Below are 13,473 nucleotides of genomic sequence, written 5' to 3'. Positions count from 1 at the left end.
ATAAGATGAATATATTGATGGCCCTCTCCCAACTGGAGGTCACCGGTGCCGAGGTTTATGCCACCACGGTGGGTAATGCACTCACCCAACGCGGCCACAATGTCTTTTATGTGTCAGATACCCTGACAAAACCCCACGATGGCCCTTATTTTAAACTGCGTTTTAACAAGCGCAGCATCCCGCGTCGCTTCTGGCACGTGGCCTATTTGGTGTATCTCATTAAGAAGCACAACATCCAAATGGTGCATGCACATTCCCGTGCTTCCAGCTGGAGCTGCCATGTCGCCTGTAAACTGACCGGCACGCCGATGGTGACAACCGTCCACGGTCGTCAGCCGGTTCATGCATCGCGTAAAAAATTCCACGCCATGGGCAACAAAGCCATGCCGGTGTGCGAAGCCATCTATCATCAACTGATTGATGATCTCAACGTGCCGCAAGAGACGCTGGAAGTCAGCCGGAACGGCATTGATACCCACAGCTACCAATGGCTGGAGCCGCCTCACAATACACGCAAAGTGATCGCCATCATCGGCCGTCTAAGTGGACCGAAAGGCGATCTTTGCTACCGGCTGCTTGAAGAATGCCTCGATCTGGATAAATACGATGTCAAAATCGTCACCGGTACTGTGCCTGATGCGCGCTTTGATAAATTTAAGGACAAAGCCGATTTCGTCGGTTATGTAGAAGATGTACCCGCAATAATGGCGCGTGCAGATCTGGTGATTGGCGCTGGGCGCGTTGCCATGGAATCACTGCTTTGTGGCCGCCCAACCATGGCCATTGGCGAAGCATTGAATATCGGCCCTGTTACCCAGGAAAATCTCCAACAGGCCATGGCAACCAACTTCGGCGACATTGGCAAAAAAGAGCTGGATATCGACTTTTCAATTATTCCGGCACAAATTGAAGCCGCGCTATCAGCACCGCACTGTGACCCGCAGGTGTCTGAGAAAATCAAGCAAAGCTATGATCTTCAAAACATCGTCAGCCACCTCGAAACCATTTACCAGTCGGTTTACGTCTACACCAAGCGTCAAGATATTCCGGTGTTGATGTATCACCGTTTTATCAACAGCGATGACGGGAAAGGTACTATCGGCCCTTACCTGGATATTCGGATGTTCGAAAAACACCTCAAGTTGCTCAAGCGACTGGGGTTTGAAACGCTGACGTTTTCTGATCTGAAAGAGCACGGAGTGATCTCCCGCCTGAAAGCCGGCAAGCGCTATTGCATCATCACCGTGGATGATGGCTTTAAAGACAACTACACCCTGATGTTGCCACTGCTGAAAAAGTACAATTTTAAAGCCGTGGTTTATGCTGTCACTGGCGTGGACTTCAATAAATGGGATGTCGAACACCCTGAGTCACCAGAAAAACGTTTTGAACTGATGACCCCTTCAGAAATAAAGGCCATGGCCGATTCAGGTTATATAGAAATAGGGGGACACACACTCACACATCCACACCTGAATACATTGAGCCGTGAAGCACAAAAAGCGGAAATCATGGAAAACAAGGCGCAGTTAGAAACCTTGTTGGGTAAAGAGTTGGTTTCATTCGCCTATCCATATGGTGACTGGAACGAGGACAGCAAAGCACTGGCTAAAGAGGCAGGCTACCAATTTGCTGTGGCGACCAATAGTGGCCCCGTCGCGTTTCATGAAGACCCGTATTTAATCCGCCGAATTGGGATATTCCCGGGGACGGATGTATTATCCTTAGCAAGGAAAATAACCGGCAGGTATTTATTTAGAAAACTCACGCCTAAAAAGAATGTCTTCACCCACCTTATTTTTAAAGTTCGCAATAGCGTCAAAGTGGCGAAAGGAAACACCATCAAGTTTGGGGTGAAAAACCGGATTCGCAAATGCACCATTGCTATTCACGGACGTGGAAACCGGCTTATTTTTGAAGACGGGGCGAATTTGAAAGGGGTTCACATTGAACTGGATGGCAATCATTGCACCATGATCATTGGCAAACACTGTGTAATAGGTGAAGGTTGTTACTTCTCAGCACGTGAAAATAATACAACCCTGCGCATAGGCGATCATTGTATGTTTTCTCGCAATGTGAAATTAATGACCAGTGATGGGCATGATATACACTCTCTGGAGCAGGAAAAAAGGATCAACCCGGCCAAGAATATCACTATCGGTAACCGCGTTTGGCTTGCCGACAGCGCTGTGGTACTCAAAGGTTGTACCATCGGTGATGGTGCGGTGGTAGGAATCAATGCAGTTGTCACAAAAAATGTACCTAACAACAGCATTGCAGCCGGTAATCCAGCCAAAGTGATCAAAAATAACATTCGCTGGAATGAAGAGTTAACTTACTAACTACAACGATGTCGGCATTGCTCACCGGTATGAGGACAAGGAATGCATGACATTGTTTCGTGAAAGAAATTGTCAATAAAGACAGATATTCCCATGTGTTGCCCCGATTACATGGTCCGGTGGCGCATTAGATATCACTTTTTTCAATATTTTTTCCTTGGTTTTTCTCATCCATTCAGCACTAACTTAGGCTATTTAGCCTGCTTTTTAGCGTTTTCCCTAGCCTCCTCATGGGCTAACAAAAACAAACCCGATCCCGTATCTAAAAAGACAGGAGGATAAATGAACATATTGATTATTGGTCCGTCTTGGGTTGGAGATATGGTCATGTCTCAAAGCCTCTACAAAAGACTGAAAGAAAAACATCCCAGTGCACAAATTGATGTACTAGCCCCTGCATGGTGCAAGCCGATTTTAGAGAGGATGCCAGAGGTAAGCACAGCCATTGAAATGCCGGTTGGCCATGGTGAACTTAACCTGTCTACCCGTTGGAAGCTGGGTAAGTCATTGCGCCAGAACGGTTATTCCCATGCATTTATCCTCCCGAATTCGGCAAAATCGGCACTCATTCCTTTTTTCGCCAGGATCCCGAAACGCACGGGTTGGAAAGGGGAAATGCGTTATGGACTGCTTAATGACCTTCGCCCTGATCGCAATGTTTTTCAGTACATGGTCGAACGGTACGTTGCGTTGGCGCACGACAAAGAGCAAATGTTAGCGGACGTCTCTATTGATAGCCTCCCTTTTCCTTCGCTAACCGTTGACCCAGAAAATCAGGAGAGCTGTTTTTCAAGGTTCGGCATTCGCGCCGACAGTCAATTGGTTGGCCTATGCCCAGGCGCTGAGTTTGGCCCCGCGAAACGCTGGCCAGAAGAACATTACTCAGCATTAGCTCAACAACTGATTGAACGAGGCAATCAGATCTGTCTGTTTGGGGGCGAAAAAGACAGGGTTGTTGCACAAAACATTATCGACAACCTTCCCCGCGCCTCTCAAACGCAGTGTTACAACTTAGCGGGAAAAACATCGCTCGTCGATGCGGTAGACATGCTTGCAGCCTGCCATACTGTGTTTTCTAACGATTCCGGTTTGATGCATGTGGCTGCTGCGGTTGGCGCTCACATCGTCGCGATTTATGGTTCGAGCTCACCAAAGTATACGCCGCCACTATCAACATCCGTGGCGACAGTGAACACGGATATTGAATGTCGCCCTTGTTTTAAAAGAGAGTGTCCTTATGGGCATTTAAAATGCTTAAAAGACTTACATCCATCAACCGTTTTGGCGTCCTACGGCGTTGTTTCCTAAATCATTGAACTAATCATCGGTGCCGCGATCAGATCATCAGAACCTGAAAATGAGTGACGATGATGGGCAAAGCCAAGTACAAAATCAGCAACTGGAAGCAATACAATCAAGCATTGATTAATAGAGGTTCAGTCACCTTTTGGGTTGATGAAGCCGCTATCCAGAGTTGGCACTGCAAAAAGCACCATGGGAAACGGGGAAGAGGCTTTACGTTTACCGATGGTGCCATTGAAACGGCGCTGATGATTAAAGGCATTTTCAAGCTCCCTTTACGCGCCCTTCAAGGCTTTCTCGACTCGATATTTGTCCTGATGGATGTACCGCTGAAATCACCGTCCTACAGCTGTATCAGCAAGCGCGCCAAGACCGTTGAGGTTCAGTATCGCTTACCAAGTCGAGGGCCTGTAGCGCATGTCGTTATTGACGCCACAGGCTTAAAGGTCTTTGGCGAAGGTGAGTGGAAAATGCGGAAACACGGCAAGGAAAAGCGCCGTGTTTGGCGAAAGCTACACCTTGCGATTGATGCCAGTACGCATGAGGTCATTTCAGCTGTCGTCAGCTTGGAATCAGTAGGCGACAATGAAGTGTTACCGACGTTGCTCAATCCGTTACGCCGAAAAATCACACAGGTCAGTGCTGACGGGGCCTACGATACAAAAGCTTGCCATCAGGTGTTAAGGAAAAAAGGTATAAAGCCGACTATTCCGCCGCGCAGCAATGCTGGCTTTTGGGAGGATGGTCATCCTCGAAATGAAGCCGTGAGTGCCTTGAAATCAGGTCACTTGGAAGAATGGAAGCGAGAAGCGGGATATCATCAACGCTCCCTTTCAGAGACTGGGATGTATCGGTATAAAAAGTTACTCAGCCCACAATTGGCACTGCGTGATTACAATGCACAGGTTGGTGAGGCATTGGCGAATGTCAAAGCGATGAACAAAGTCATAAGACTAGGTATGCCTAAGAGTTACCGAGTTGGATAACTGATATAACTCGCGGTGGATCAGTACGTTAAGTGACTGATTTGATCAACAACGCCGCGTCCTACAGCAGAATGGAAAATAACCCCTAGCGTAGGACAAACGAAAAAACATATATAACAAACTGTTATGAGAATTATTATTGTCAGCCTTAAACATTCATTGGAAAGACGAAAAAAAATAGAAAAAAAGCTTAATGCATTAAAGCTGCCATTCTGTTTTTTTGATGCTGTAGACGGTAAAAATGAACACCATAAAATTTTTGACCACTACAACAACAAAAAACGCGTTTTTATTAAAGGGTATCCTTTAAAACCAGGTGAACTTGGCTGCTTTGCCAGCCATTACAGCCTATGGGAAAGATGCGTTGAGTTAAATGAGCCGCTATTAGTGCTTGAAGATGATATTGAGCTAGAAGATGACTTCCTCAATGTCTACAAAAAAATGCATTTGCTTACAGAAAGTATCCCATACTTTAGAATAGGCCGTGTCCTTGATGCAAAATATAAAATATTTAAGCAAATAGATGATTGCCATGATCTCGTTCTGTATACAAAACCAGTGAGAAGTACTCAAGGTTATATGATCACTCCAGAAGCAGCGAAAAAATTCATCAATACCGCTTATGACTGGTATGAACCGGTTGATGATTTCATGGAAAAAGAATGGCTGCATGGTGTTTTAAATTTTGGCATTGAACCTCCTTTGATTCGTCATGATTTCAATATTCACTCTGAAATTGGGGAAAGAGCCAAACCCTATATTCCACTGAACGTTAGAATAATAAGAGAATTACACCGTAGCTATGAATCAATCAGGAAGTTTAGTTATAGCTTTTATAAAATGAGAAAAGTTAATTTAACGACATAAGGCTAAGTCATGAAAAAGATCATTGAATACCTTCTTGGCTTACCCAAGTCTATTTATGTTAATTTTTCTCTTTGCACCTTTAAAGATGCGATAAGGCTTCCTATTATCGTTTCCAGGCGAGTGAAATGTATCTCTCTATCGGGATCAGCCTCTTTTGAAAAAGTAAGGCCAGGTATAGTACGGATTGGATTTGGCAGCGTAGAGACTGTTGATTACAAACATGAAAGAACCCTGCTTTTTATTAAAGGAAATGTGCATTTTAAAGGAAAAGCAAAAATTGGCAAAGGGTCAAGAATTTCAGTGGTCGGGAAAACAACCTTTGGTAGAAATTTTCATATTTCTGCTGATGCAAAGATCATATGCAGGCATGAAATTGAGTTTGGCGAAAATGTTTTAATATCATGGGAAACACTGATCACGGATACGGATCATCACATTGTCACTGATTTTAACGGTAATACAGTAAATAAAAACAAACCTGTCATCATTGGAAAAAATTCATGGGTCGGTGCCAGATCCACCATACTCAAGGGAGTAAATCTCCCTCAAGGAACCATTGTAGGTTCTAACAGTGTTGTCACCAAAACAATAGACACTGAACACTGTTGCATTGCAGGAAACCCAGCCCAAATAGTTAGAAAAAATGTAAAATGGAAAGAATGAGAATTGTCTATATTATCAGTGATATATCCACTACAGGTGGTAGAGAAAGAATAACATTAGAAAAAGTAAAAACATTTGAAAAACATGGTATTATCGCGCATATCATTTCACATAAAATATCAAATAAAGAAGCAATCAACCATTATTTTAGCGATCGAATAATAGACTTAGGTATCAATGAATTTAACAGCAAGCTGTTGAATAAACTAATAAAACGCCCTTTTAGAAAAGCACTGTTCAAGCATAAAATAAAACATCACTTAAAGAAATTATCGCCTGATATCATCATTTCTCTGGGTGATGCATATTCAGATAAACTTAAAAATATCTATCCTTCTTGTCAGCATATTACTGAAGTACATGGCAGTTATGATTTGTTCTTTGATACCCCAAAAAAGCCAAGAAAAAAAACAAGAATAGCGAAAGTAACAAAATTTTGGCACAATGTATCTCAAAACAACCATATGGTTATTTTATCTGATATTGATGCTGAAAAATGGCAATTCCCATCTTTCTCTATTATTCCAAACTTTATTGAACACAGATCATTATATGAGAAAGACAGACAAAAGCGCTTCATTTTTGCCGGACGACTGTCTACAGAGAAAGGCCTTGATTTACTGATAGAAACATGGCGAAACATTCAACGTAAAGGATACCAAATAGAACTCGATATTTTTGGCGAAGGTATGGATTTATTACCTATCATAAAACAGTATGGTCTAGAAAATATGATCAGCGTACATCCATTCGATCCTCATATTATCGAAAGATACCAATCTTATTTGGGATGCGTTATGCCATCTCGATCTGAAGGTTTTCCCATGGTTGCCTTGGAAAGTATTCATCAAGGTACCCCGGTAATAGCGTTTAATATTGAGTCAGGCCTCAGAGACATTGTCAAACACAACAAGAGCGGTTTACTTGCAGCCCCAGGGCGTCCGCATGAATGGTTAGGATTTAGCCATTGACGTCAATCCGGCCATAAGGACCTGCTCCAAGAAGGCGGGTTTCATCATGCAACGTTTCTGTTTCATCGGTACGCTAATCTTGGTGGGTTCTGCCCTGAGCATGTTAAGTGCCATGTGCCTTAACCCTGCCAAGTTTTCAGCGGCGTTTGCTCGGTAAATCTGGCAAGCATCTTCCCGCATACTGACATCTAAAATCCAATGCATGGACTCAATGCCCCAGTGAGCCCGGATTGCATCTCCTGCCTGCTCTGGGGTCAGCTCGGCTGAACTGATGTAGTAGCGATACTCCAACTCTGGCTCTTTGCCTTTTGCTGCCCGGTAGTTTTCGACCATCACAATACTGGTTAGCCCATTCCAGATGGAGAAGTCACCGTCCAACTCACATGCACTCAGGACATGACAAGTACGCGCTTCAATCCGGCCTTTCTGCTTCTCAATTTGACATGTGCCTCTGTCAATCGGAGCGCGTCGATGTGGACTGAAAGCGGCCTGTACCGCTGCCGCTAACTTGCCTTGATTGCCCTTAACCGCCAATAAATAATCGCCGCCTTTGCGCGTGATAGCCTTGGCTATCTTGGTCTGGCAGGCCATCGCATCAATCGTCACGATGGCGCCTCGCAAGTCGAGCATCTGGATCAATGCGGGTATCGCGGTGATTTCATTGCTCTTAGTATCGGTTTTAAGCTGGCCCAATACGAGTTGGTTGGCGCTGGCATAGGCACTCACCATATGGATGGTGCTTTGCCTGTCGTTTCTGTCATAAGAGCCGCGTAAGGTCTTGCCGTCAATGGCGACCACTTCACCACAGGTTAGCTTGTGAACGGCTTTCATCCAGGCTAGAAAGCAATCGCGGAATTCAGCGGGATCAATATTTGAAATCAGACGAGCAAAGGTATCATCAACGGGCACCCCTTTTTCAAACAAGCCCTGTTTAAGGAACCACTCATGGTGACCAAGAACGTACTCGCGAATATCAGTCCAGCCTTGGCCTCCAGCGATAACGGCACAGATTGAACCAAATAGAATATCAAACAGTGGGTAGTCTACTTTTGCGCTTTGCCGCTCGTCACGGATGATGCTGAAATACGCTTTGATGGTATCTAAATTCATGGCTTCTCCTCAAAAGAGGAGCATAAGATCACAGTCGACTCGTCAGGTCAATTTTGACCTCGAATTGGACAAAAAATATTCATGATCTTGCCCTGCTTGCAGCCCCTTTTGATACCGGGGAAATGGCTGAACACATTATCTCTCTGTACGACAATGATGAACTCGCAAAATCACTCTCAAATGGCGCAAGAAAGCACTCGATGTCTTTTACTGAGGAGAGCATCCTCCCCAAGTGGGTGGCATTATTTGAAAACCTGGTAAACCAGACATGACAGATTAACCGCCGACAGTGTCCGCAAAATCTGTACGAAGTTCGAACTGGCGCCGACATATTACGGTAGTATCATTAGATACTAAGCGGTCTGCAATATTCCCAGCAGGGCAGTACTGCGCAATGATTAAGTAAAAAATCTGTTACCTATGAAAAATGATATCGCATCTCCGGTGATTTCCATCATTTGCCCCTGCTATAACGAGCAGGAAGTACTGGAAACCTTCACCACGACTATCACCGGTATTCTGACCGATACCGGCTTTAGCTATGAGCTGTTGTTCATCAATGATGGCAGTAAAGATAATACCCTCGCGGTACTCAATAAACTGGCAGAGGGTTGCAACCATATCCGTGTGGTCAATTTATCACGCAACTTTGGCAAAGAGGCGGCATTGACCGCAGGTTTAGACCTTGCCCGGGGGGAAGTGGTCATTCCGATTGATGCGGATTTACAGGATCCGCCAGAGCTCATTCATGATTTTCTGCGTGAGTGGCAAAAAGGTTATGACGTGGTCGTCGCCAGACGTATCGACCGCAGCAGTGATACCTGGGCGAAAAAAATTACCGCCAATCTGTTTTATAAGTTCCATAACAAAATTGCGAAAATTGAGATACCCGATAACGTTGGTGACTTCCGCCTTATTACCCGTCGCGTGGTCAACGCCATTCGATTACTTCCAGAAAATCAACGCTTTATGAAGGGAATTTTCTCTTGGGTAGGATTTAATACAGCCGTCGTCGAGTACGTGCGACAGCCAAGGGCGGCCGGTCAAACCAGCTTCAATGGCTGGAAATTATGGAATTTCGCGTTAGACGGGATCACCAGCTTCAGTACCGCGCCTTTGCGTGTCTGGTTGTATCTCGGCATTCTGTTTTCCGTCATCGCCTTTGCCTATGGCAGTATGATTGTTATCAAAACCTTAATTTTTGGTGTTGATTTACCAGGTTATGCCTCAATGCTGACCGCGGTGCTATTCTTCGGCGGCATTCAGCTGATTGGCCTTGGGGTGATGGGAGAATACCTCGGCAGGCTTTATATGGAATCAAAACGTCGCCCGACGTACATCGTCGAAAGCGACACGTATACGCAAGGCGACAACACGCCGTGAATCTGATCGATAACCTACTGGCACACCGTATTGTGCGCTTTGCAATGACCGGTGGGCTCGCTACCCTGACCCACATTGCTGTTGCTTTTACCTTGCTGCATTTTTTTTCTACCCGTGTGTTTTATGCCAACCTCGCCGGGTTTGCCTGTGCGTTTGGTTTGTCATATTTGATGCAGTCTCTGTTTGTTTTTCGCAGCACTTTGTCGCTGAAAAACCTGGTGCGCTTTTTCACTGTGCAGTTTTCAGCCTTACTGATTTCACAGTTGCTCAGTGAACAGCTTCAAGAGACCAACAGTTACCTTCGGGTTTTACTTGTGGTGTTTATGATCCCCTTGGTCACTTACCTGATCCACCGTATTTGGACCTACAATCAACCCTCTACTTCTAAAGAATAATCTTCGGATAACCCAATGAATGTAAATCCGCTAAACCGATATACGCCTTGGTTACTTGGCACAGGCTTTATACTTGGACTGGCTATGGCACTGCTGTATGCCAGCAACCAAATCTTGACTGGCGACCAAACACAGATGCTGCACAAAGGCTACTTGGGTGCCTACCAGGATATCTGGCTCGCCTTTGGTAATGCTGCCAGTGCTGTGGGTAACGTACCGGGCTCACTTTCTGCCTGGTTGGTGGGTGGCCCACTTCTGTTATGGGACAACCCCTGGGCACCGATGTTGGTGATCGTTGCCTTGCGCATTGTTTCTTTCTTTCTTTTTGATGCCGTGATCAACGCTGTTTTCAGCCAGCCCGTGCGCATTTTCTTTATGGTGGCGTATTGGCTGAACCCTTGGTTGCTATACGACAGCACCATCTACAACCCCGCATATCTTTGCTTTTTCACCGCACTGCATTTCTGGTCGGCGTTCAAACTGCGCGACACACCGTCCTTCTGGTACAGTTTTCTGCACGTGCTTGCCATTGGCGGAGCCATGCAACTGCATTACTCCTGGCCAGTACTGGCGGTGATCTCCTGTTACCTGCTGTACCGTAAAATGGCACACCCCAACTGGGCCGGCGTATTTGCTGCCGGTGCGGTGATTCTGGTCTCGCTGATCCCCTATTTTCAAGAATATATGACCAATGAAAGCATCAGCCGCGAGAGCGACCGCTACATTGGCTACGGCGCGGTGCATGTTTATCCGGTGTTGAAGGCTGTGTTGTACTGGCTTCGCTACAGTTCAACTCTGTTCTCGAACCGCATTATCACTGATGTTACGTTCGACTGGGTCACCACCATTAGCTGGTTGCAAATGGCGCTGCAGTATCTGTGGCAAGCGGTGTTGTATGTCGTCGGTGCTGCAACTGTGGTGCTGACAGCACGCGTAAACTGGCGTATGTGGAAAACCATCAAGCCAGCAGTCAAACGCGGTACTGCGATTGAGGATGATAAACAATGGCTGTTGCTGTTTGCGGTAGCCACGGTTATCGCCATCATCATTAATGCCATGCTGTCACCGATCACCTTCTCGTACTGGCACCTGATCCTGACCTTCCCGCTGGCGCTGATCCCTTTGCTGGTCGCTGCCGAATCCTGGGCACAAACCATGCCGGAACGTTTCACCAAGGGCGTGCTTGCTCTAGGTGTTTTCTTTCTGGTGGTCAACCTGGTTGCCGCCCACGACAGCAATAAGTACTCCTACAACGTCGACTATGTGGAACAAGTTCAGCAATACCTGGTTGAGCAAGGTCTGACCCACTGATTCAGCACAGGGTCCGGAAGGGCCCTTTTGTTGTACACTAGCGCAGGTTTTACTGATAAGGCTTGATTGTGCGTATTCTCTACACCCTGTTACTGGCGCTGGCGGCCCCTTTTCTTTTACTGGGCCTGTACCGGACAAAAGACAATAAACCCAAGGTAGGCAAACGCTGGGTTGAACATTTTGGACGTACACCCGCCCTCAAAGGCGACAATCCGATTTGGGTGCACGCGGTGTCTGTAGGCGAAGTGATTGCGGCCAGACCCGTGATTGAAGCACTGAAAAAGCGCTATCCCGACATTGCAGTGCTGGTGACCACCACCACCGCCACAGGCGCTGATATCGCGTCTAAAATAGAAGGTATCGAACACAGGTACATGCCGATTGACTTTAGTTTTGCGGTGCATGGTTTTCTTGGCATCACCAACCCCAGAATCATGCTGATCATGGAAACCGAGCTGTGGCCCAATACCCTTACTGCGGTAAAAAAAGCCGGTATTCCGATCATTGTGATGAACGCGCGCCTGTCAGAAAAATCCAAACGGGGTTATCAGCGCATTAAACCACTTTTCAACCTGTTATCACGCAATATCGATCACATCCTCTGCCAGTTTGACAATGATGCCCGCCGTTTCCTCGAGCTTGGCGTAGCCAGGGAAAACGTCTCTGTTTCCGGTTCGATGAAGTTTGATCTCCCCAAATTCGATATCAACTCACCGACAGTGACTGCACTTATCAGACAAGTGACTGGCCGCCCTGTCTGGATCGCGGCCAGTACCCACCCCGGCGAAGACGAAATCGTGCTGGCAGCTCATCAAGCCATCACTGAGATCGTCCCAGATGCGCTGCTGATTTTAGTGCCCCGCCACCCGGAACGTTTTGGGGAGGTGGCCCGCCTTATCGAATCCCGAGGTTTTGCACTGGCACGGCGCAGCCTGGAGCAAACTATCGGTCCAGACACCCGTGTGTACCTTGGTGACACCATGGGCGAGATGATGAATTTACTGGCGGTCAGCGATGTCACCTTGATGGCAGGCAGTTTGATCGGAGAAAAGGTGGGTGGGCACAATTTGCTTGAGCCAGCGTCACTGGCAAAGCCGATTATCACAGGCCCCAGCTACTTCAATTTCCAGATCATTGCCGAACAGCTGATTGAAAGCGGCGCCTGCACCGTCTGTGACAACAGTCATCACATCGCACAGCAGGTTATCTCACTGTTCAAGGATGAAGAAAAGAGGCAAAAAGCCGGCGAGGCAGCGCTTGGGGTGGTAGATAAGAACCGTGGCGCGGTGAAAAAGACACTCGATGCCCTTGCTCCCTGGCTGGGATAAATAGCTCTGAATAGACAGCTCACCGGTTACATAGCACGCTGGATAACCGATTAACCTTGGTAACCTTTGAGCAGGCATTGCCAGTCAGATGCCTGCCAATGGATCTGGCGCTTGCCAACCTCTTTTCGAAATGATCGCTGCAAGCGGCTTAAGTTTGCCGCTTTCCAGCTGTCTCCCGAACGGCGGCCACACTTATCAAAATCAATCAGCCAAAACGCGCCCTGACCATCAAGCAAAATATTGTGGATGTTGAGGTCGGTGTGGCAAACCCCGGCATCATGAAGCTGCCTGACGAGCCTGCCGATATGCTGGTAGCACGCTTCTGTGAGTGGCTTTTCCATTAATACATCCACCAGATCACGGGCCCCGTGCACTTTTTCAACCAGAATATCCGCGCGGTAGGTAAGACCCTCTTTCATCGCACGGGCAGCCAGTGGACGCGGGACGGGAATGCCTTTCTCACGAAGGTAATGAAGAAGATGAAATTCTGCCGCAGAGCGGGTGCGCTCCCAGCCGGTGAAAAAGTAACTGTCGCTCACTACTTTGCCGAACAGGCCTCCCCGACGGTAATGACGAAGTGCAGCAGGCACCGATTCGGTTTGAACGAACCAGGTTGTCCCCCGTCCTGTTGCTGAGCCCATCACGGCATTCTTAGCCTGCCAATGTGCAATGTCGAAACTCTCAAGCACCTCTTCCGCTGCAATTAACGCATCATCAAACCAGACCCGGGTATTATTCTCAGCCAACACTTTCACAGGCACTCCCATTAATCGGCCCATTCTCGTCAAAGGCATTTTACATTGCAGATCGGC

12 protein-coding genes and 1 pseudogene are annotated in these 13,473 nt (G+C 46.8%); 11 read left to right on the top strand and 2 right to left on the bottom strand.

Annotated elements, in window-relative coordinates:
- Positions 1-5 precede the first annotated feature (5 nt).
- The 7 genes and pseudogenes from AC6IB1_RS17975 to AC6IB1_RS17945 all read left to right on the top strand — a co-directional run.
- Positions 6-1,766, top strand: a pseudogene (locus AC6IB1_RS17975) (bifunctional glycosyltransferase family 4 protein/polysaccharide deacetylase); the annotation flags it as partial.
- 30 nt (positions 1,767-1,796) lie between these two features.
- Complete coding sequence (locus tag AC6IB1_RS17970) at positions 1,797-2,345, top strand: acyltransferase (protein WP_497569171.1); 549 nt, start codon at positions 1,797-1,799, stop codon at positions 2,343-2,345.
- Positions 2,346-2,627: 282 nt separating this feature from the next.
- Positions 2,628-3,653: a lipopolysaccharide heptosyltransferase II gene (gene waaF, locus AC6IB1_RS17965; RefSeq protein WP_497567754.1), complete on the top strand. Its 1,026-nt coding sequence runs from the start codon at positions 2,628-2,630 to the stop codon at positions 3,651-3,653.
- A 62-nt stretch (positions 3,654-3,715) separates the two neighbouring features.
- Positions 3,716-4,633 carry an IS5 family transposase gene (locus AC6IB1_RS17960; protein WP_032475470.1) on the top strand — a complete coding sequence of 306 codons (918 nt, stop codon included), beginning with the start codon at positions 3,716-3,718 and terminating at the stop codon, positions 4,631-4,633.
- A 126-nt stretch (positions 4,634-4,759) separates the two neighbouring features.
- A complete protein-coding gene (locus AC6IB1_RS17955) occupies positions 4,760-5,500 on the top strand; it encodes a glycosyltransferase family 25 protein (RefSeq protein WP_497567753.1) in 741 nt (246 codons plus the stop codon).
- A 9-nt stretch (positions 5,501-5,509) separates the two neighbouring features.
- Complete coding sequence (locus tag AC6IB1_RS17950) at positions 5,510-6,163, top strand: acyltransferase (protein ID WP_497567752.1); 654 nt, start codon at positions 5,510-5,512, stop codon at positions 6,161-6,163.
- Positions 6,151-7,134, top strand: a complete 984-nt coding sequence (locus tag AC6IB1_RS17945; protein ID WP_497567751.1) for a glycosyltransferase — start codon at positions 6,151-6,153, stop codon at positions 7,132-7,134. Before AC6IB1_RS17950 ends, AC6IB1_RS17945 begins: the two co-directional genes overlap by 13 nt.
- On the opposite strand, the gene AC6IB1_RS17940 is transcribed toward AC6IB1_RS17945, so the two are convergent.
- Complete coding sequence (locus AC6IB1_RS17940; RefSeq protein WP_497566782.1) at positions 7,117-8,244, bottom strand: ISAs1 family transposase; 1,128 nt, start codon at positions 8,242-8,244, stop codon at positions 7,117-7,119. The genes AC6IB1_RS17945 and AC6IB1_RS17940 overlap by 18 nt on opposite strands.
- A 420-nt stretch (positions 8,245-8,664) precedes the next feature.
- On the opposite strand from AC6IB1_RS17940, the gene AC6IB1_RS17935 reads away from it, so the two are divergent.
- From AC6IB1_RS17935 to waaA, 4 genes are all read left to right on the top strand, one after another.
- Positions 8,665-9,627, top strand: coding sequence for a glycosyltransferase (locus AC6IB1_RS17935; protein WP_497567750.1), 963 nt, complete (start codon positions 8,665-8,667; stop codon positions 9,625-9,627).
- On the top strand, positions 9,624-10,022 hold the full coding sequence (locus AC6IB1_RS17930; protein ID WP_005501490.1) for a GtrA family protein: 399 nt from the start codon (positions 9,624-9,626) through the stop codon (positions 10,020-10,022). Before AC6IB1_RS17935 ends, AC6IB1_RS17930 begins: the two co-directional genes overlap by 4 nt.
- 15 nt (positions 10,023-10,037) lie before the next feature.
- Positions 10,038-11,333: a 3-deoxy-D-manno-octulosonic acid transferase gene (locus tag AC6IB1_RS17925; RefSeq protein WP_497567749.1), complete on the top strand. Its 1,296-nt coding sequence runs from the start codon at positions 10,038-10,040 to the stop codon at positions 11,331-11,333.
- Between the two features lie 62 nt (positions 11,334-11,395).
- Entirely contained in the window at positions 11,396-12,661 is a 1,266-nt protein-coding gene (waaA, locus tag AC6IB1_RS17920) for a lipid IV(A) 3-deoxy-D-manno-octulosonic acid transferase (protein ID WP_497567748.1), read from the top strand.
- A gap of 50 nt (positions 12,662-12,711) precedes the next feature.
- Here waaA and AC6IB1_RS17915 read toward each other — a convergent pair whose 3' ends face one another.
- Positions 12,712-13,428 (bottom strand): 3-deoxy-D-manno-octulosonic acid kinase, encoded by a 717-nt coding sequence (locus tag AC6IB1_RS17915; RefSeq protein ID WP_497569170.1) that lies wholly within the window; start codon positions 13,426-13,428, stop codon positions 12,712-12,714.
- Positions 13,429-13,473 lie beyond the last annotated feature (45 nt).

This window comes from Grimontia sp. THUN1695 (assembly GCF_059704325.2).
The sequence above is the reverse complement of the archived record's forward strand: the minus strand, read 5'-3'. Positions and strand labels throughout refer to the sequence as shown.

Bases quoted from the DNA above. Each gene is read 5' to 3' on its own strand.
- waaF (WP_497567754.1), top strand. From the start codon at position 2,628: ATGAACATATTGATTATTGGTCCGTCTTGGGTTGGAGATATGGTCATG.
- AC6IB1_RS17960 (WP_032475470.1), top strand. From the start codon at position 3,716: ATGGGCAAAGCCAAGTACAAAATCAGCAACTGGAAGCAATACAATCAA.
- AC6IB1_RS17955 (WP_497567753.1), top strand. From the start codon at position 4,760: ATGAGAATTATTATTGTCAGCCTTAAACATTCATTGGAAAGACGAAAA.
- AC6IB1_RS17950 (WP_497567752.1), top strand. From the start codon at position 5,510: ATGAAAAAGATCATTGAATACCTTCTTGGCTTACCCAAGTCTATTTAT.
- AC6IB1_RS17945 (WP_497567751.1), top strand. From the start codon at position 6,151: ATGGAAAGAATGAGAATTGTCTATATTATCAGTGATATATCCACTACA.
- AC6IB1_RS17940 (WP_497566782.1), bottom strand. From the start codon at position 8,244: ATGAATTTAGATACCATCAAAGCGTATTTCAGCATCATCCGTGACGAG.
- AC6IB1_RS17935 (WP_497567750.1), top strand. From the start codon at position 8,665: ATGAAAAATGATATCGCATCTCCGGTGATTTCCATCATTTGCCCCTGC.
- AC6IB1_RS17925 (WP_497567749.1), top strand. From the start codon at position 10,038: ATGAATGTAAATCCGCTAAACCGATATACGCCTTGGTTACTTGGCACA.
- AC6IB1_RS17915 (WP_497569170.1), bottom strand. From the start codon at position 13,428: ATGGGAGTGCCTGTGAAAGTGTTGGCTGAGAATAATACCCGGGTCTGG.